This window comes from Mucilaginibacter terrae, assembly GCF_031951985.1.
Taxonomy (GTDB): Bacteria; Bacteroidota; Bacteroidia; order Sphingobacteriales; family Sphingobacteriaceae; genus Mucilaginibacter; species Mucilaginibacter terrae_A.
In genome coordinates, this window is sequence record NZ_JAVLVU010000001.1 from 3,871,289 (window position 1) to 3,891,093 (window position 19,805).

At 44.2% G+C, this 19,805-nt stretch carries 18 protein-coding genes; 9 read left to right on the forward strand and 9 right to left on the reverse strand.

The annotated features are described in order from the left end of the window. The first annotated feature begins 27 nt into the window (after positions 1–27). The 8 genes from QE417_RS16570 to QE417_RS16605 all read left to right on the forward strand — a co-directional run bounded on the left by QE417_RS16570 (position 28) and on the right by QE417_RS16605 (position 6,298). Positions 28–366, forward strand: a complete 339-nt coding sequence (locus QE417_RS16570; protein ID WP_311951581.1) for a helix-turn-helix domain-containing protein — start codon at positions 28–30, stop codon at positions 364–366. A 33-nt stretch (positions 367–399) separates the two neighbouring features. Further along, a complete protein-coding gene (locus QE417_RS16575) occupies positions 400–1,005 on the forward strand; it encodes a ParA family protein (RefSeq protein WP_311951582.1) in 606 nt (201 codons plus the stop codon). A gap of 190 nt (positions 1,006–1,195) precedes the next feature. Then, a complete protein-coding gene (locus QE417_RS16580) occupies positions 1,196–1,453 on the forward strand; it encodes a hypothetical protein (RefSeq protein WP_311951583.1) in 258 nt (85 codons plus the stop codon). Between the two features lie 168 nt (positions 1,454–1,621). Next, positions 1,622–2,032 carry a plasmid mobilization protein gene (locus QE417_RS16585; RefSeq protein WP_311951584.1) on the forward strand — a complete coding sequence of 137 codons (411 nt, stop codon included), beginning with the start codon at positions 1,622–1,624 and terminating at the stop codon, positions 2,030–2,032. Continuing rightward, complete coding sequence (locus QE417_RS16590; protein WP_311951585.1) at positions 1,999–3,222, forward strand: relaxase/mobilization nuclease domain-containing protein; 1,224 nt, start codon at positions 1,999–2,001, stop codon at positions 3,220–3,222. Before QE417_RS16585 ends, QE417_RS16590 begins: the two co-directional genes overlap by 34 nt. Positions 3,223–3,233: 11 nt before the next feature. After that, entirely contained in the window at positions 3,234–5,171 is a 1,938-nt protein-coding gene (gene mobC, locus QE417_RS16595; RefSeq protein WP_311951586.1) for a conjugal transfer protein MobC, read from the forward strand. Between the two features lie 206 nt (positions 5,172–5,377). Continuing rightward, positions 5,378–5,833 (forward strand): MauE/DoxX family redox-associated membrane protein, encoded by a 456-nt coding sequence (locus QE417_RS16600; protein ID WP_311951587.1) that lies wholly within the window; start codon positions 5,378–5,380, stop codon positions 5,831–5,833. 84 nt (positions 5,834–5,917) lie between these two features. Further along, positions 5,918–6,298, forward strand: coding sequence for a DUF6520 family protein (locus tag QE417_RS16605; RefSeq protein ID WP_311951588.1), 381 nt, complete (start codon positions 5,918–5,920; stop codon positions 6,296–6,298). A 53-nt stretch (positions 6,299–6,351) separates the two neighbouring features. Here QE417_RS16605 and QE417_RS16610 read toward each other — a convergent pair whose 3' ends face one another. The 5 genes from QE417_RS16610 to QE417_RS16630 form a co-directional block, all read right to left on the reverse strand. Beyond that, positions 6,352–7,719: a RagB/SusD family nutrient uptake outer membrane protein gene (locus QE417_RS16610; RefSeq protein WP_311951589.1), complete on the reverse strand. Its 1,368-nt coding sequence runs from the start codon at positions 7,717–7,719 to the stop codon at positions 6,352–6,354. Between the two features lie 3 nt (positions 7,720–7,722). After that, entirely contained in the window at positions 7,723–10,929 is a 3,207-nt protein-coding gene (locus QE417_RS16615) for a SusC/RagA family TonB-linked outer membrane protein (protein WP_311951590.1), read from the reverse strand. A gap of 6 nt (positions 10,930–10,935) precedes the next feature. Then, the gene (locus QE417_RS16620) at positions 10,936–12,249 is read right to left on the reverse strand and encodes a redoxin family protein (RefSeq protein ID WP_311951591.1); all 1,314 of its coding nucleotides are present in this window, start codon (positions 12,247–12,249) and stop codon (positions 10,936–10,938) included. A 72-nt stretch (positions 12,250–12,321) separates the two neighbouring features. After that, positions 12,322–12,654 carry a hypothetical protein gene (locus QE417_RS16625; RefSeq protein WP_311951592.1) on the reverse strand — a complete coding sequence of 111 codons (333 nt, stop codon included), beginning with the start codon at positions 12,652–12,654 and terminating at the stop codon, positions 12,322–12,324. A 138-nt stretch (positions 12,655–12,792) separates the two neighbouring features. Continuing rightward, positions 12,793–13,056 (reverse strand): hypothetical protein, encoded by a 264-nt coding sequence (locus tag QE417_RS16630; protein WP_311951593.1) that lies wholly within the window; start codon positions 13,054–13,056, stop codon positions 12,793–12,795. Positions 13,057–13,371: 315 nt separating this feature from the next. On the opposite strand from QE417_RS16630, the gene QE417_RS16635 reads away from it, so the two are divergent. Further along, positions 13,372–13,593 (forward strand): helix-turn-helix domain-containing protein, encoded by a 222-nt coding sequence (locus QE417_RS16635; RefSeq protein WP_311951594.1) that lies wholly within the window; start codon positions 13,372–13,374, stop codon positions 13,591–13,593. Positions 13,594–13,868: 275 nt separating this feature from the next. Here QE417_RS16635 and QE417_RS16640 read toward each other — a convergent pair whose 3' ends face one another. The 4 genes from QE417_RS16640 to QE417_RS16655 are packed head-to-tail and all read right to left on the reverse strand — an operon-like array spanning position 13,869 to position 19,337. After that, on the reverse strand, positions 13,869–14,696 hold the full coding sequence (locus QE417_RS16640; RefSeq protein ID WP_311951595.1) for a hypothetical protein: 828 nt from the start codon (positions 14,694–14,696) through the stop codon (positions 13,869–13,871). Positions 14,697–14,707: 11 nt separating this feature from the next. After that, the gene (locus tag QE417_RS16645; RefSeq protein WP_311951596.1) at positions 14,708–16,315 is read right to left on the reverse strand and encodes an AAA family ATPase; all 1,608 of its coding nucleotides are present in this window, start codon (positions 16,313–16,315) and stop codon (positions 14,708–14,710) included. Further along, positions 16,312–17,925 carry a restriction endonuclease subunit S gene (locus QE417_RS16650; protein ID WP_311951597.1) on the reverse strand — a complete coding sequence of 538 codons (1,614 nt, stop codon included), beginning with the start codon at positions 17,923–17,925 and terminating at the stop codon, positions 16,312–16,314. The genes QE417_RS16645 and QE417_RS16650 overlap by 4 nt, the downstream gene beginning before the upstream one ends. Beyond that, on the reverse strand, positions 17,925–19,337 hold the full coding sequence (locus tag QE417_RS16655; RefSeq protein WP_311951598.1) for a class I SAM-dependent DNA methyltransferase: 1,413 nt from the start codon (positions 19,335–19,337) through the stop codon (positions 17,925–17,927). Before QE417_RS16655 ends, QE417_RS16650 begins: the two co-directional genes overlap by 1 nt. Positions 19,338–19,805: the final 468 nt, after the last annotated feature.

Below are 19,805 nucleotides of genomic sequence, written 5' to 3' on the forward strand. Positions count from 1 at the left end.
CTTCCATAACGAACAAAAAAAGCTGTTATGGAAATATTAACATTTGATCAGCTACCTAAAGCGGTAAGCGAACTTTTAGAAAAGGTATCGAAAATCGAGGGCATCCTTAGTGACGATCATTCAAGAGAAACGGAGGCCGATAACTTATTTTCAATTAAGCAGGCATCTGCATTTTTGAATTTATCTATTTCTACTATTTACGGAAAGGTGTGCCGCCGGGAGATACCGGTAAGCAAGCAAGGGAAGAGACTTTATTTCAATAAAACGGAACTGCTTGACTGGATCAGGGCTGGACGGAAAAGCACGCTGGCCGAAATCGCCAATACCGTGAAATTGATCCCATCAAGGCGAACCCAACGTAGTTAACAATCGTCAATTCATTAATTAATAAATAGCATCATGGCAAAGATCATCACATTGGCACACCAAAAAGGCGGCGTCGGCAAAAGCACACTGGCATTGAACCTGGCACTCTGCTTCAAAGACCAATTAAGGGTCGCTCTGATCGATTCCGATCTGCAGGGAAGCATCTATCATCTGAAAGAAGATTTTACTGAATTGGATATCCTGGCCCCAGAAAAGATAAGCGAGATACCCACATTAGACTATGATCTGATCATCGTAGATACCCCTCCATATTTATCCAATCGCTTGAACGAGCTGTTTGGCTATTCTGATTATGTGCTCGTGCCAACTAAGGCTGGCTTCTTTGATGTGATGGCTATTAAATCAACACTGGCCCTGATCAAATTTGCCCAGGCAAAAAATCTTAATTTGAAGGCAGGCATTGTGCTTAATATGTTAAAGCCAAGGTCTGGAATTACGGCCGAGGTTGTTGAATTAATTCAAACGTTGGGTACTCCCTTATTGAAGACGCGCGTTTTTGACCGGGTAAGCCTGGCAAGGTCATCCATGACCTCGGGCATACTGAAAAGCACAGATCAAAAAGCAATAGAGGAAGTGACTTTTCTGGCGGAGGAGATAGTGGATCTGATCAGTGTATAAATGTAGTTAGGAACATTTGGACAAATGTTCATTTGAATAAACCTGCAAGTGAACAAATGTAGGTTTGTTTAAATGGGCATTTGTAGCAAGCTACAAATGTAGATCTGTTCAAATATTCAATGAGAGAAATATGCAAATGTTCATTGCTCCAATTGTAGCATTATTGAAATGCACATAAAGCTTAACCGCCATGGATGATTATAAAAAGAAGCTGGGCAACCTGGCCAGTAAGATCAAAAACGAAACGCCGCAAACGCCGATTCAGCAGGTGCAGCCGGTAAGGGTTTTAGCTGTACCTGCGGAGGAGGAAGAAGCACGTTTTAACAACTGGATACCGAAAGGTCTTAAAAGAAAAATCAAGGCCTACGGAGCTCAAAATGATATTTCTCAAAAGGACATCACCATACAGGCCTTACAGCAATTTTTAAAGGAAAATGGAAATGAATAAATCAACTCGCAACGGACGTCATGCCATTGAAAAGGGATTGAACTGCTGTCTTTTTGCAGTTAGCAAGATGTACGTTTGTACCACAAACGGATCTTGCCCGCTCCTCCGGGGTCGTCGGGGATTGGCATCAAACGCTCCAAAGTCGGTTTGATAAAGAAAGAATTTAACATGGGAAAGACACAGGAAAACAGATCGCGCTGGCTGAAGGTACGGCTTAAACCCAGCGAGTATATGGAGATGGAAAGCCGGTTTGCGAAATCAAGCTTTCAATCCCTGAGCGAGTTCGGACGGGCGATGCTTTTAGGCAAACCTGTTACCGTCCTTAACCGGGACCGCTCTATGGATGATGTGCTCGAAGAGCTTACGCAGCTCAGGCGGGAACTGAACAGTATTGGCAACAACTTGAACCAGGCGATGCGCAGTATAAACAGTGCACATGGTAACGCGGATACCCGTTTATGGATGGGACTGATCACCCTTACCCGGACAAAACTGGAGCCCGCGATCACGCAGATCAAGGAACGGATGAACCAATATGCCGAGCTATGGTTGCAAAGATTAAAACCGGAAAGAGCCTGAGCGGGGCACTTTACTACAACGAACATAAAGTCGGTCAGGGACTGGCCATCCTCCTGGATGCCCCGGGTTTTCAGAAGGACGCACCGCAATTGTCCTTTACAGAGAAGCTATCCAGGCTTGCGGATCTGGCTGGCAGGAACCAGCGCGTGAGAACAAATACGCTGCATGTTTCCCTGAACTTTGACGTGTCCGAGAAACTTAATCCAACTTTATTATGCGACATCGCCAGGGACTACATGGAAGGGATCGGCTTCAAAGATCAGCCGTATCTCGTCTATCAGCATCTGGATGCCGGTCATCCGCATATCCATATCCTATCCACGAACATCGACTTCGAAGGAAACCGCATCAGCCTTCACAATCTGGGGAAGCTGCGATCAGAACCGACGAGGAAGGAGATCGAAGTCAGGTATCAGCTGGTTAAAGCGCAGGACCCCAGGCAGCTTGCGGTTGAACGGATCCGGCCGAAGGCTATCGTCTACGGAAAAACTGATTCCAGGAAAGCGGTTAGCGATCTGGTTCACGAGATAGCCCGGACGTATAGGTTTACCAGCCTGATTGAATTTAATGCGATTCTTTCCCGTTTTAACGTGGTTGCCGACCGTGGAAACACAACCTCGGTCATGTATGGAAAGAACGGTCTCCGGTACTGGATCACAAATGCCGATGGAGATAAAATGGGCGTGCCTTTAAAAGCGAGCCAGCTCTATGGCAAGCCGACCTTGCCGTTTTTAGAAAAGCAATTTCAACTGAACAAATCATTGAGAAAGCCCTGCCGGGAGATACTCTGCGAGAAGATTGACAAGGCGGTTCGCAAAAGCACTGGTCTGGCAGAGTTGGAGGTAAACTTAAGCAAGGCCGGGGTTGATCTGATCAAACGGATGAACCCCGAGGGCAGGCTTTATGGACTGACCTACCTGGATCATGACCAACGGGCAATTTTTAATGGCAGTGATCTGGGGAAATTGTATAGCGCAGGCCCGGTCATCGATGCACTGCAATACCGGAAACCTGAAGGTGATATGATATCGAAGCCCGACAGCCGGCGCGAACAGCCAATAGTTTCAGTTGTACATCAATTGCCGGGAAGTTCACTGCTGGCCGAACTGCTCGAACCCATATATGAGGATCAAATTCCTGGTGAGCTTTTGAAGAACAAGCGTAAGAAGAAAAAACGTATCCACTTTTAAAAATCCAAGTCATGCAAACAGGAGAAAACGAACAGGCCTTGAGGAAGATCATCGATTTTACCAGGTTCTTGAGCATTGCTGTTTTGATCATACACTTCTATCTGTGCTGCTATCAGGCATTCCAGGTTTGGGGTTTAACACATCCTGTCTTGAACAGGATCTTGTGGCCTGTCGCACAATTTAAAATTTTCGATTCTTTGCTGTATGCCAAGGGATCTGCTATTGCCCTCCTCCTGGTCTCACTTTTGGGAAGCAAGGGTAGAAAAGACGAGAAGATCACAATGAGCGAGATGATCAACTTTGGGCTTACCGGTTTGTTTCTTTATGCCGGGAGCAATTTGTTGCTTACGTCGCTCCAGCGCTCAGTTGGAACCTATGCCCTGTACATGGCACTAACCGCGATCGGCTACATGATGATTATCCGGTGCGGATCATTGCTTTTCCGGATGCTGAAGCTCAACATGACCGGCGATGTGTTTAACAAATACAATGAATCTTTTCCGCAGGAAGAGCGTTTGCTGGAAAACGAGTATTCCATCAATCTCCCGGCAGCGTATAACTTTAAAGGCAAGACCCGGAAAAGCTGGATCAATATCATCAACCCGTTCCGCGGCACGTTGGTACTGGGAACACCAGGTGCAGGTAAATCTTATTTTGTGATCCGGCACCTCATCACGCAGCACATCAAAAAGGGCTTCACCATGCTGGTTTATGATTTCAAGTATGATGACCTCTCCAGGATCGTCTATAATGCCTTACGCCGGTATAAACACTTATACCCGGTCGAACCCCGGCAATACATCATCAACCTGGAAAAAGTGATGCACCGCAATAACCCGCTTGAGCCCGAGACCATGACGGATATTACTGATGCCATGGATTCCGCCCGAACTATCATGCTGGGCCTGAACCGGGAGTGGATCAAGAAAACCGGGGACTTTTTCGTGGAATCACCCATCAATTTTGTGACGGCACTCATCTGGTTCCTGAAGAAATACGAAGGGGGCAGATACTGTACGTTGCCCCATACTATTGAACTCGCCCAGGTGGATTATAAGTTCTTATTTGCGCTGTTAAAAAAGGAACCGGAGATCGAAGTCCTCATTAATCCGTTCATCTCCGCCTGGGAGAATGAAGCGACAGATCAACTGGAGGGGCAGATCGCCAGTGCTAAGATCAGCATGGCCAGGCTCGTGTCGCCCACGTTATACTATGTGTTGTCAGGCAGCGATTTTTCACTGGATATCAACAATCCCCAGTCGCCCAAGATCGTTTGTTTGGCCAACAATCCACAAAAGTCGCAGATCTTCGGTGCGGTACTCTCTCTTTATGTTAACCGGATCAATAAACTGGTCAACCGGAAGAACCAGCAGAAATGCAGCCTGATCTTTGATGAATTTCCGACCATCTACTTTAACGGTATTGACAGCCTGATCGCGACAGCCCGTTCCAACAAGGTCGCCACGACGCTGGCGGTGCAGGACTATAGCCAGTTGAAGAAAGATTATGGCAGGGAACAGGCCGAAGTAATCATGAATATAGTCGGCAACATTATCTCCGGGCAGGTGACCGGGGATACCGCTAAACAACTGAGTGAACGCATCGGCAAGATCGTTCAGGAACGGCAAAGTATCACGATCAACAGCCAGGATACGTCGGTGAACAAATCCACACAGCTTGATTTCGCCGTACCGGCTTCAAAGATCGCCGGATTATCATCAGGCGAGTTTGTGGGAACGGTTGCCGATGACCCGGATAACAAGATAGATCTGAAGGTTTTCCATAACGCGATCATCAACGATCACCAGGCAATAAGATCGGAAGAGGAAAAGTATGAAGCCATACCATCCGTCAGGCAGGTAACTGAGGATACGCTAATGGCCAATTATCTCCGCATCAAAAAGGAGATCAGTCAGATCATCGTTACGGAATTGGAGACCAATCCCTGAAAATGATCCCAACCGGGGGTAAATGGTTGTTGGTTTTTTGTGCACTTAATTTTATAAAAACAAGGGGTTCTGCTTAAAGTAGCTGATCGGCAAGCCGGATTTGCGTAGTACGGATGGTTATTTAGTGGCAATTTGATACTACCCATTACTAACTGTTTTTTGGTCAATAATGTGCCGTACTTCGATGTACCCAATACATCGCTGCCATGCAATTACCCATTAAGCTCACCAAAGAGAGCCGGCCCATAACCGGTATTGCCGCAGCGCTGCTCGTGGCCCTGTTTGTCTATACTGCGCTGAGTAAGTGGTTCGCTTTTCAGGAATTCAAAGTTCAGATGCGTGTCCAGGCCGTTCCGGGTTGGGCCGCAGATTTTTTGACCTGGACGCTGCCCACAACGGAACTGATCGTTGCCCTGTTGCTCATTACCTATAAGTGGCGCCTGATTGGATTTTGGCTATCCCTGGCACTGATGACATCGTTTACAGGCTATATCATGCTGGTGCTAGTAGGATACTTTGGCCGAGTACCTTGTTCCTGCGGTGGCGTACTCAAAAGCATGGGCTGGCAAACCCATCTTTTCTTCAATCTCTTTTTTTTGCTGTTAAGTATCCTCGGTATATATCTTGTTAACAGGGAAAGGAGGATGATTGGCACAGTCTGAATCCAGGAACTGCCGATGTCACTTACTATGTAGCTGACAACGGCCAGGACATGCCGAAAACCCGTCAATAGAGTAGGCAAATAAATGATCTGTTTTAAATTAAAGTTTTTAGGCAGCTTTTTGATGCAACAAAGCTCCGTTCTTATGAAAAAGTTAAAAATCAATATCGCGCTTATCGCCATGATCGTCGCTGCAACAGCCGCATTCGCATTTAAACCAGCACCTGTGGTACAGGGTAAACATGCGCCTGTCAATTGGTTCTATAATGGCACGGCTTCGACAGAAGCAGCCATAAAAGACGGTAATAACTGGGACCTTTCCAACGCCGGCTCTTGTTCGGCAGCCGGTACCAGGCCATGCGAGATCACGGTGGAAGATGTAAGCACCCAGGAAGATCTCGATGCTTACCTGGACGGTTTTACACGGGCTCAAATTCTCGCGATGTCACCTAACCGTAAGCCCTGATCTGCTTTTCGACTAAGTGCAAAAGGCAGGTACGTTATCGTACCTGCCTTTTTTTATTGCGGGTTCTGGGTCATCCCCGACAAGCTGATCACGTCTTCCGGTAAGGGCAAGGCAAACCGTGGACTATTCGGGGGCAAGGTATATTGCTGGCCGTTGATATTGCGGGTCAGCGTGATGTTAGCACCGAGCTTGTTCAGCCGTTTGATATCTGTCCATCGCAGACCGCGGAATAAAAGTTCTTTCCTTCTTTCCAGCAATACCCTTGCCAGCGCGGCCTGTTGGGTCAGGTTAGCCAGGCTGGTAAAAGTACCCCGCCGGTAACGTGCAGCTAACAGGGTGTTGAGGTCATTTAATCCTTCCTGTATATCATTTGCCCGGATCGCCGCTTCTGCCCGGATCAGGTACATTTCATCGGTAGCCACCCCGCATAACAGACTGAATTCCCCGGTGTAATTCCCCTTAAAAGAAAATGTACCGTCTCCATTGTCACGGAAGAACAAAGTCCTTCTCAGGTCATTTGCTTCGTAAGAATTCAGCAGCGTCGGACTGATCTTCGGTGTATTGAAGAGTAGTGAAGCAGTTACGCTGAATATCGTGGAAAATATAGTTTCCGGATTAGTGGCGCTGATGGGATACTCTGCACTGGGGTCGAGTGCATTGTAATCGATCAGCTGGTTCTGTAGCCGAAGGCAGCTGTCGGCATATATTCGTGCCTGGGCAAACTCCCCCTTGTTCAGATAGGTTCGCGCCAGCAACCCATAACCTGCAGCTTTTCCAGGCCGAAAGGTGCTGAGCGGCTGGTTTGCCGCAGTGGCTATGCCTTCCCGCAAGTACCGGATAACAGCTTGGTAGGTATCCTCCAGGGTAGCCCGGGTTTGCTTTTCGTTAAAATTGGTCGAAACCGGCAGTGGCAGTCCCAGATCGTTAGCAGCGGTCGCGGGATCGTAGGCATTGGTCCAGGTGCCGGCTGCGTCAAGCAACCGGGCTGCTTTAAAGATCAGCGCCTGTGCTTTAATGTTGTCCCAGGTGGCGGCATTGGCAGGTGTACGCGCTATGAGCGCCAATCTTTCCATTACGGAATTTGATGCGTAAACCGAGCTATAGGTCCAGGACCAGCCGTTACCTTGGTCGCCCGGCAGGAAAAGGTTGTTACTGGCCCAGCTGTAGGTCCCGCGGTCCTGGTCATATTCGAGTGCCTGGTAATCATTGTTAGTCAGGAAAAAATCATCTGTACTGACCTCAGCCGCTGAACTGTAATTATTATTCATTGTGTTGAAATTATCCAGGATCGTTTGCAGCTGTGACAGGTTCTCCGGGATCATAAGCCGTTGGTTGGATTTTTCTTCCAGGAATTTTTTACAGCCGGTGTTTAAAATAATGCTGACGAACAGCATGCTTGTCAAAAACTTTTTCATCATCATTAACTATAAGGTTGTGCGAAGTCCAATTGAATAAATGCGCGGGTCAGCGACCCGGAAGGCGGTACCATAGCTGAAATCCGGGTCCAGCCCCTGTTTGTTGGCGCGCCAAAGTATACCCAGGTTATTGGCGCTACCATAAATCTGTAAGCGTCGGACGGGTAGGAAACGGTGTTTGGATTGCTCAAGCGTGTAAGATAAAGTCACATACTGCAGGCGCACATGGTCAGCCTTTTCGACCAGCGTTTCGGAACCTGCATAAAAGTTACTTCTTGAGGAGGACAAGGGGTAGCTGAAAGAAGGGACGCTCGTTCTGGCTTCATCACCGGGCTGCTGCCACCTTTGTGCATAATCGCTATGCCCGGCCCAGCTTGATCCGAGCTGGCTGTAGTTGATGGAAGAGCGGTGAAAATAGTAGCCGAACTTATAACTGATACTAAAGTTCAGTTCCAGGTCGCCAATTGCTAAGGTATTGATCAATGAACCGAAGGATGTCGGGATGGCGGAGCCGAAATAGCGCAGGTCTTCCAGCCGGACATCAGGTCCCGTAAGCGCTGCATAGTTTTGGCTGATCTCGCCTCCAACATACCCCCGGGGAGCACCTGTGCCCGGGTCAAGTCCGGCCGTGCGGTACCCAAAAACGGAATACACCGGGTAACCCGTCAGGCCGGTAATATTTGAGGTAGCATCCGTGCTCACAAAACGGTTGGCCTGCTGGTCTGCCAGGTAATAATCAGTAACCTTGTCTTTGTACCGGCTGTAGTTCAGGGTCGTATTCCACCGTACCTCGCTGTTAAGATTGCGGCTGTTCAATTGTATATCCAGTCCGTGGCCGCTCATTCCTGCTACATTGCGGACGATCGATGCGCCGACCCCTGTCGTGTAATCAATAGGCGCCAGCCCGAAGAGATTTTGCCCCTTTTTATGATAGTACTCAATACTTCCGGTCAGCGCGTCCCCGAATGCCCTGAAGTCTGCAGCGATATTCAGCATTTTAGAGGTTTCCCAACGCAGCTCCGGGTTGGCATAATTGTCGAAACGGGAATAAGGCAGGTTCGTATAGGGTGATGGCAGGCCCAAATAAGCGATCGTAGTTACGGCAACCATCGATGGATTGATATTGCCGCTTTGACCGTAGGTCGCCCGCAGCCGGAGATAATTGACGGCTTTCACTTTAAAAAAGTTTTCCCTGCTGGCCTCCCAGCTAAGCCCGGTGGACCAGAAGGGGTTCCACTGGTCGTTGGTATTCAACCCAAACAGGTTGGAAGCGTCCCGCCTGGCACTCAGTGAAAGTGCGTATTTACGGTCGTAGGTATAAGCGCCATTCGCATAGTACGATACAAAACGGGTGTTTCTTTCGGAAAGGCCATTGGCTGAAGGGATAAAGGACGCTGCCCCGGTCACAAAGGTGGGATATTGGCGCGTCAGGTCAACGTTACCGAAACTGAGATTCCCGGGGTCATAACCGAACAACCGGAAGGCCTGCCCGGTCGTATGGCTGTTCCTGATCTCCGTTCCAGCGATGGCACTGATCTCATGCACCCCCAGCTGCCGGTCGAAATTTAGCTGGCCACGGAAATTATGGGCCTCCAGGTCGTCTCGCGCGTAATCAATGATCCCGCCTTTCGGCACGTTGTTGGTTAGTGTGCCGTTCGCTGCTATCGACGTATAGAGATTGACGAGGTTCCGGCTGTAGAAACTTTCGGCGTCATAAAGATGGTCGGACGGATTTTGCTGCCGTTCATACTGATATTTGACATCTGCTTTTAAGCCAAAAGGAAGATCATATGTTAAACCGGCATTGACGAGTACATCCTGCAAGCGTCCTTTCGTAGAATCGTGCTTATAATCTTCCAGCGGATAGTAACGCCAGTCGAGGAGCCGGCCATTGCCCGCTGTTGCCAGGTAAGAGGCCCGGTAATCTTTAACAATAGGCAGCGCGTTTCCACTCGCATCTGCAAATTGGGCATATGGATAGAACGCCGGTCCCCTGGAGGTGACATCGCCATAGCCCGGGCGTCCGGAACGGTTCGATCCGTCTGTATAATAGATACCGGCCAGCAATTGAAGCTTGGCAACAGGCCGGAATGTGGTGCTGAAGCGCAGGTTCTTGCGGTCGCTGACCGCATCCAGGTTGGTGACGTTGCGGTCATACCCTGCGAATGCCGTCCAGGTCACCTTGTCGGTACCACCACGCAGGCTGAGTGCGTATTGCTGGCTGACCGCACGCCTGTACAGGTAACGGTCAAAATCATCGCGGATATCCAAAGACCGTAATTGGTCGATCTGCCGGTTAGCTTCTGCCGCGCTGATCGCTCCGGTCGCCTGCTGGTTCAGCAGTTCTACAACGGGCGACAGTGCAGGCCGGCTTGAAGAGTTGATCTGGGTCCGGTAATAGTTCTGACCGAACAGGAACCTTTCCGCATCGATAAAGTCACTGCTGGACATCTGGCGAAGCTGGCCGAGGTCCGGCTTATCACCAATGCTCACATTGGCATTCCAGTCAATGGTCAGCGGTTGGTTCTGCCGCCCTTTTTTAGTGGTGATCACGATCACGCCATTGCCGGCCCTGGCGCCCCAGATCGAAGCCGCCGCTGCATCCTTAAGGATGGTAATATTCTCTACTTCGTTGGGATTGATGTTATTGATATTGCCGTCGTAGGGGAAATTATCTACCACGATCAGCGGGTCTTTCGGCCCTCGAATCGAACTCAGACCGCGTATCGTTAGCTGTCCTGCTGCGTTGGTGCCGCGGTCAACGGTCAGGCCGTTCGCGATCGCCGGAAGGCGGGAAAGGATATTAGGCGATACCTGCTGGTTGAACGTTTTGCTGTCGATGCTGCTGAAGGAACCTGTGGCCCTTTCCCGCGGCACATTCTGGTAGCCGGTCGATATGGTCACCTCCTGGAGCTGGCGGTTACTGCGTGTCATACTGAGGGTCAGTGGGATACTGACCGGGAAGTCAAGCCTGACCTCCCTTTTTTCGTATCCGGTGAATGTAATATATAATACGTCGCCGTTTTTCAACGCAGGCAGGTGAAAGTTTCCTTTCGCGTCCGTGATCACCACGTTACTGCTTTGATTGAGCTGGACCGTGGCCCCCACCAGTGGCCGCTTATCGTCCGCGCTCAGGACCTGGCCGGTGATTACCTGTTGGGCATTTGCCGTAATGCTTAAAAAAAGGGAAAGAAATAATATTATCTTTGATTTCATCTGGAATTAAGGTTTTAGGTCATGAGTTGAACTTTTTTTGTCAGTGACGATGAGCATCAGCAACGATCTTTTGGCTTCACGGAGGTCGAGGCCATAAGGACGCAGTGCGTTCCGGATCTCCCTGATATCGGTCGAACCGGTCAGTGTCAGGTCAACCATACCGGTGTATCCGGTCTCGTCCACGACGGGACGGTCGATACTTTCCAGGTCGCCTAATCGGATCACCAGCTGTTTCAACGGGCGGTTGCTGATCTGATACGGGGCAGACCGGAACAGCGTGTTTTTAGATATGCCGCCTTTTGACCGGAGCCGGTCTGTGCTGTCGGTACGCTGAAGAACATAACACGGCACTTCCTGCTTTTCGACCACCCCGGTATAGGCCGTCAGGGCGTTGAGTTCGCTGAGCATGGTTTCATATAACCGGTCCGCCTGTTCCTGCGGAAGGATCAGGTCGTAATTGTAGAGATTGTCCTGATCGTAACTGCCGTCACGGGCCTTGGAAAGATTTAAGGTGATCTTCGCCGGGTCCTGAACGTCAAGTATCATTCGCTTTTCGCTGAACTGCTGCTGCTGTTTATTAAACAATTTGATCGCTGCCGTTTCATAAAGCCAAAGCAGGTTGCTGTTCGTCACCGCGATCCCGATGTTCTTACCGCCCTTTGTTCTGGGATGGTTGCCGGTGCCAAGGCCGCTGTAGTGCCCCTTGCTCAGAATGGAATACTTGACGATCTCGTTTCCCGGTGGGTACGCTTCATCCAGGAATAGCGGCCTGGTGGCGTCCAGGTCCTTTTTGGTCTGTACCTGTACGTTTTGACCGGACAGGGCTTTCTGAATATTGGCTTCATTCACCTCTTCTGCACCGGTGATCGCAACAACTTTGCCGGCACCGTCGATCATCACGTAATGCGGCAAGCCGGTATGCGGGAATAATCTGGACAGCAGTGTGTCAGCTACCGCTGTCTTGATATGGTATCGTTTCCCGTTGGCGGAAGTGAAAAACTGACGGATCTTGGGCACTGGTTCGTAGGCCACACCAAGTGCGAATACGCGGTCACCAAACTTTTGCTCCAGCGCTTCGATCCTGGGGAAGTTGATCAGGCAGGCAGAGCACCAGGTTGCCCAGAAGTCAAGAATGATCACCTTGCCTTTAAGGCTGGCGGTAGACAGATTGCCAGCTTTGTAGTTCAGCATGTTGCTGATCGTGATATCAGGGAATTGATCCCCTATTTTCAGGGGGGTGATGGGGGCTTTACTTTGAGCAATACACGGAAAGTTCAGGCAAAGCACAGCCATTACACTTAGTAAAGTGTTTTTTTTCATATTTTTTTGAATAAATGAATGCGGTGAACTGCTTGGCAACAGCCGGCATTCATGTCATGGTATCAATCGATCTTATGTGCCCGGCGTAATGGACAGGGCTTGCGATCGGTAAGCCGAGGCGATGAAATCATTCAGCTGATCCAGGAATTCAGCGAAATCATTATCCGTTATATCAGCTTTCCATTTGCAGTCGTTAACCGCCCAACATTGGAAGATCAGCATCGTAAAGTACCTTACTGTTTCCGGAGGGTAACGCTTAAAGAACCGGGACATTCCCTGCATCGCTTGTCGTTTCTCCCGCTGTAATACTTTGATGCGCCTCCCGGCATAGTTGTCAGCGCAAAACTTTCGGCGAAAAAAAAGGCAAAGCATAGCCAGGATACGTGTCTGTATCAATTTTTTCATGAGTGTTTGATTAGAAGTTAATGAATGGGGTTCAAGAAGAGAACGGCAACCGGAAAACTAACTATTAACTGATGACGGTTGCCGCGGTCCCTTATTTAATCCGGCGGGCAGATGACCAGCAGCCACATGTTTGGCTTGTTATTGCTCATGGTCGCCTCCTTTCTGAACTTCTTGTTGTTGGGCGTATAGCGCGAGGGAAAGATCCTGAAGTTTGTGAATGAATAGGCCAAGCTGCTCAGGTGGGAGCTTATGGAGTTCGCGGCCGTCTCCGGTAAGGCCAAAGGCGTACCATTTTTGCAATTCCGCTTTGACTTCCGCAGAAGCTATCGTGCCGAAGATCTGCTCCAGCGCTTGCTCCGGGGAAATGAGGTGAACGGAATTTAATGTTTTGACTTTGGCCATACCTATGTTATAAAAGATGGGCAGCCAAAAATAACAAAGGCGTGGAACCCATCTTAAACGTAACTAGGTACCTAGGAGAACCTTGACCACGAATAAGTGAGCCCACGCCTTTGGCATGGGCATCTCACTTATCATCTCGTGGTCTTTTGAAATTTCCTAGGTTTCAGTTACGAGATAAAAGTTAATGCACTAATATTTTTAACACTACAAAAGTAGCTTACTTACTATTAAGTATCGTAAATATAATAATAATTTCATAATTGTGGTAGAACTGCCACAATTTTTCTAAAAATTAAAGCTGAATTTCCTACTTTTATGAAAGAGCAGGAAGAAATACTTTTAAAACAGATAGGAACGGCAATTTTTGATATACGAATCGAAAAAGGTCTAAGTCAAGAAGATGTAGCTGCTCGATGTGATGTTGATAGGGGCAAAATAAGTAAGATTGAGAACGGCTCTGCTAATTATTATATAACAACTTTAATCGAGCTTGCCAAAGGATTAGACGTAGATATAAGACGATTTTTTGATTCTTAATTGGCGTTTCCTTCGGCCAGGCTTTCCGTTATAAGTCCTCGCTGCGCTGTGGGCTTTTCACTGCAATCCTTAACGCGAATTGTTTAAGATATTATAGAGAGCTCAATTTCGCTTTAATAATTTAAGCTACGAGTTTTGCTTTCCTTAGATTGTTTAACATTGCTAAGCTTTTCGATGAGATTCCATTTGAGCGTGAATATTTGAGATATTAGTTAATTAGAGCATACTCAATAAACGAAATGCAGCGTATATATGAGGGCTTATGTTTGCCGATTTTATCTTCTTTCGCTAATAAAAGCCAACCCGTTTTCCTCACAGCAGGCAATAGCAACTGCTGATAATTGTACATCCCTTTTTGTAAGCCTTCTAATTTCATCTTTTAGGAATTTAACTCTATATCGACCAAAATTGGATATTCCCTCTGGGTCATTAGATATCGTCCTAATTTCGTCTACCATGCGTTGACAGAAATCCCATACCCTTTCTCTTAATTCTTCAAGCGGGGTATGGTCTAAATGATAAAGTTTAATTGAAGTTTCAACCCTAATTTTATCCCGCACGTCTAAAATCGCTGGAGCGTTAGCGATTGCTTTTCCCTTTGAATCAAATGTAAGGAGATTCGGATCATCCGCGTCGCAAGGGTCTAACAGCATAATTTCTTCATCTTTACATCTTGGTTTGTTTTTAGCTACAAAACTTCCTTCAAATAATGGGAAGTAAACCCACTTTCCACCTGCGACTTTTGCACTGTCAAATTTATCTCTTCTTGGTTCGTTAGAATATTGACTGCTAAATCTGTAATTTTCATAATCATATGCCAGCCACCAGTATCCGTCTTCATCTGCTCTTTTTATCCCTTTGATATTTTTAGCAATTCCTTTCGGTCTAAAGTGATCAATATCTCTGTCAGACATAACGTCCAATGCTTCCGAGTACCAACATTTACCCTTTGATAATTCACTTAAAGGAACAAATAATTGTTTCCAAATTTGATTTTTTTCAATAATCGTTTGTCTTTCTTTATCATCCGCAGCATTTAAAAGCATTTGGTTAAGTTTTGCAGCCTTATTTAACCAACCGTCAGGCAGAACAATTTCGTCCATATTGATATATCTCATGGCTTCTTTTCTTCGTCCATAAGCTGTTTAATCAACACCGCCATTTTATCATTTTGGATCTTACGTTCTTCCAAGTTATTAGATGGCCTTTTTAAGTCTGGATTTTGATATACAGCGTGAATGAATTTATCATATAACGGATCGCGTTGTGTTTTATCAAATCCAATACGAGATAATTTATTGGTTAGCACTTGAAGCTCGGCCTCAGTTTCAGGAGACAGTTCGCTATCCCTATTTAGTACTTCGAGTTCTCTTTTGCGGGTAAGATCTTTGAAAGATTCTTCATCCATAGAAGTTGGTAAATTAAAAAATTCTGAAGTTAAAATTCCGGCAACACCCAGACCCTTAGGGTCAAAATAAGGCTCCATTGTTTTAATCGTTTGCTTTTCTTTTCCATCTTCTGATATTTCACTTTTGCTGTAAAATACTCTAATCTCTTCTTTGGATAGTCCACCAATTACTAATGGATCATGTGTCGTCATTATAATTTGACTTGACTCATCTTTATCGGTGTAGTCATGGAGTAAATTCATATATTTCCATTTCCACAATGGATTTAAATGGGTGTCCGGCTCATCTAATAGGATAAGTGATTCTTCTGCCTTTGTAAAGCGTAGTAATCCGATAACAGTAAGTAGTTGTTGTTCTCCTTCAGAGAGTTCTTTAAAAGTGATATTACCATCGACATGTTGCTTTTTAACCTTCACCCTCACCTCTTGTATTAAATCAGACATGTAAGTGCTTTCCAATTTCTTGAAAAACTCTGTATTACGTCGGTATTTTTTGGCGATTTTTTCAAGTTTTTCTTGATTTGAAATATATAGGTATAATTCTTCCTGTTCAGGATGTTTATTAAAGTCTTCTCTGATCTTTTCTTTATGATAAATGGGCCCGATAGAAGCATCCCAAAGTTCAGTTAAGAAATCTTTGACAACCCCTTTAGCATACCAAAAACGAGAATCTCCTTCTTTTTTATTTCCTCTCCAATTCGGCTTTTTCATAACAAATAACACGGATTCAAGCCCAACGATATTTAAATATTCTTTTAAGAACGTATTAATTTTATTGTCGTTGAAACCATAAAAAGCTAATAATACAAAATAACTATGTATGTGCCTGGCGTAAAAGAGAGGCCGAAAAGGTTCATCAATTCCGTCAAGAAGATCCTTATAAAATTTATTTTGATGTCTATCAAAGTGCTCTAAAAGTCTATTACTGATACCTGAATAATATGAAAATACATATTTAGGTAAGTATTCGTCTCGGTTTTGCTCAATTTTTTTTTTCGAAATGGGCTTTTTATCATACGCAATTTCTGCAAGGCTTTTTTGTACGCCATGATAGAATTGAAATTTACCCTTCGTTCCTGGCCCACCCACAACTTTTAATAGGTTATCCTTGCACTGATATTCTATCTCATAGTTAAACGGTGACTCCTCTTTTAGATCGAGATCACGAAATATAATAACAAGGGCCTCGAGAAAATTTGATTTACCAGCAGCATTTTGTCCTAATAAGACTGTATGTTTCTCTCTCTTGTCAATATCAATTTTAAAATCAGTGAGATTTTTAAATTCTTTTATGTAGACTTTATCTATTCTCATGCTAATTCGAGATATCCTTTTTCTCCATCAACCTCTTTTACGGTTTTGTCGCTTTCAATGCACTTTTTTAAAGCTGCATAAAACTCATCAACATCTTCTTTATAAATCGACATTTTCCATAAGTCACCTGCAGCCGTTTTGCCGTGAATTTTTAATATATCTAATAATTCCATAGTTAGGTTGTCAATATTAAATTTTGGTATATTTACTTTAATTTTATTGGCTATTGAAGGGGCTAAATCACTAAGTTTATTTATCCTTACGTCTAGTTTGCCTTCATAGTCCCCAAATATCTCGCTTAGTCGTAATTGTAATAACAGGGTAGAATCGATTTTAATTTGTTCTATTTGATGTTTTAAGGCATTGATCGTTTCCATAGCATTATTTACTATATTAACTATTTTCAGCTGCTCTTCATATGGTGGTAAAGCAATTGGGGTGCTTCTAACAACAGTCTTGTTAATTGAAGCTAAATTTGTTGTCTGTTTTGCAGATCTTTCATAGAAGCCATTATTAAACGAAGAATTTATAAAAATCAAAATATATTCTTCTGAAATTTTGTTAATGAATTTTCTTGCCCTGAAAATATGATTTTGATGAATACATTCTGGAATTTCACATTTCCATAAAGCTGCCCTTCCTACTTTATCAGCATCACCACCCTCAGCCATTAATAGGTCACCGAATTTTAATTGGTATTTATTCAAGTCAGATTTCGGGACCGCTATTTCTTTAACGTTAGTCAAATCAAGAAAATTCCGTTGTACATTAGCGACCCTTAAATAGGGGGTATTTATAAGAGGCTCGTTATAAATTTTTCCTTTGGTTACTCCACCCGCAATGTGCATTATTGCCTCTAATCGGCACCACGTCCAATTTTTGGGTAATTTATAAGTATTGTCATCTTTAGTGATTGACGGTAGGAGCAACTCTCGATTTATCTTCTTCGATTTTAATAGCTTAGCTCTAATATGTAAACTTTCTCTAACCAATTCGGTGGCACTACTAGCTTCTAAATTGGAATTACGCCAGCTTTTCGTAGAGTTGCCTACAATAGCATCATCCACTATGTTTTTTGAAAGTTTCTCAATTAAAGCGGATTGATAATTGGATTCATTGATAGCTTTTGCAGATTTAGCCTCTAAGTCTTGAATGTAATCTATAATTTCCCTTTGCTTAGGTTTTGGTGGTATAGGAATTATTAAATTTATTAATTGATTAAAATGAATTCTTTTTGAGCCAACACCCTTTGAAAACGTTTTAAGCTTCAAATAAAACTGATCTTGCTTAAAAAAATAATATATCCACTCTGGATAACAAACTTTGTCTATGTCAAATGCAGGAATGTCAGAACTTGATTCATAACCATCTAGCAGGTCTGGCACAATGCCAAAGGCCCCTTTCTCAAGATTTTGTTTTCCGTAAATAAACTGCCCCGCTCTTCTAATATAATATTTTGTAGCGCCTTGCTTATCGATGATATCAGGCCGTTTTTCAACTCCGCCTACATTTAATTTTACTCTAATTCTTTTCGCAATATTCGGACTCACAGATTCAATTTTTGATTCGGTAAGGATATCACCAAGGCGAAAAAGTTTCCATTTATCCATTAAAATTTTATTTTTAAGAAAGACAATAATTCTTGGCTGCGTTGCATTGACCGCTCAAGGCGCAAAACAATTTCATCACTGTTTAATTTTTCTTCCTGTTCTCCAAAATAAGGGCTTGATATATCTAAGTTGTAGTTGCGTTTTTTTATATCGTTAATAGAAACTTTCCAAGAGTAATCATTTTCTTGTCTTTTGTTCCACCAGGTTTTTTCAATTTCAAACTCTTTCAGAGTGATTGGTCTGGATCTATTATATGACTTCTGATTTGGGGGTAGCGGATGTTCGAAATACCAAATGTATTGGGTCGGCTTGCCTTTTTCAAAGAATAAGAGGTTAGTTTTGATATTTGTATAGGGACTAAACACGCCATTTGGCAAACGAACGATAGTGTGCAAATTGCATTGATCTAAAAGCTCTTGCTTGATTCTTGTTCTAACGCCTTCGCCAAACAAAAAGCCATCAGGTAAAATTATAGCAGCTTTACCATTCTTTTTCAATAGTTTGATAATTAAAGCTACAAACAAATCCGACGTTTCTTTTGTCCGAAAGTTAATAGGGAAATTGTCTTCTGTACCATCTTCCTCAAGGCCGCCAAACGGCGGATTGCTAAAAATTACATCAACTTGGTCGTCCTCTAACCAAGTACTATAAGGTTTACTCAACAAGTTATCACGATGTATTTTTGGCGAAGCGAAGCCTTGCAACATTAAGTTGGTCGTGCATAGTAAATGCGGAAGCGGTTTTTTTTCTATGCCTAGAACAGTGTCTTCTAATAATTCTATATCGGCGGTTGAATCCATAGCTTGAATATAATCAATACTACAAGTTAAAAAGCCTCCAGTACCACATGCTGGATCTAGTATCTTTTGACCTTTAGATGGCTCTGTCATTTCAACCATAAATTGGGTTACCGCTCTGGGAGTGTAGTATTCTCCAGAAGAACCAGCACTTTGAAGTTCTTTTAGAATCGTCTCATATATCTCATTGAAAACGTGAATCTCTCTAGAGCTGCTAAAGTTTATTTTATCAATTTCAATAACTACCTGTCTAAATAAGGTTCCATTTTTCATGTAATTATAAGTGTCCTCAAAAACAGCTTTTACAACATGTGCATACTCATTTTCTTTTTCATCAAGGTGCTTTAAAGTGGCAAAAAGCTCTTGATTGATAAAATCAATTAGAGCTTCTCCTGTGAGCTTGGTGTTATTAACAGCCCAATTTTCCCATTTGAGATGATGAGGGATAGGTGATTTGTAATTAGATATTCGATTTTTCCATTCTCCTTCTTTATCAGAAAATATTTTTAGAAACAGCATCCAAACCATTTGAGAGATTCTCTGTGCATCACCATCTACACCGGAATCTTTCCTCATGATGTCTCGAATAGATTTAATAATTGTCGAAATATTCATCTATATATATTCTATTTTGCCATGTCTCCATTCAAAAGAAAAGAGAATAAATTTATAATTGCCAACCAATGAGAATATTAAACCTCAAATAATAAGCTTTGATGTGTTTGTCGAAATTAACGATATATCCAAGTTTAATGGAAAGTTTTTTGACAAAACGAGATTACAACAATAGGATGTCCATTGTTACGAAATTAGCGGGATTTTTATCGGTTAAAACATGTAGACTGCAATTGCTGCTAATATTACAGGGTTTGAGCTATTTATTTAATTTTTTTTACTTTCAATTCGACATAACATTACAAGCCAAAAAATTAGCTACTACCTGTATTTAAGGAGGGACTTATTTTGCTTAGTAGATGGGTGCGTTATAGCTTTCCTTTATTGATATAAATGGACTGTCCATTTATCTGGTTACATGTATAAGTTAATATAATTAACATCCGCTGCTAAATTCAAATTTTGTTC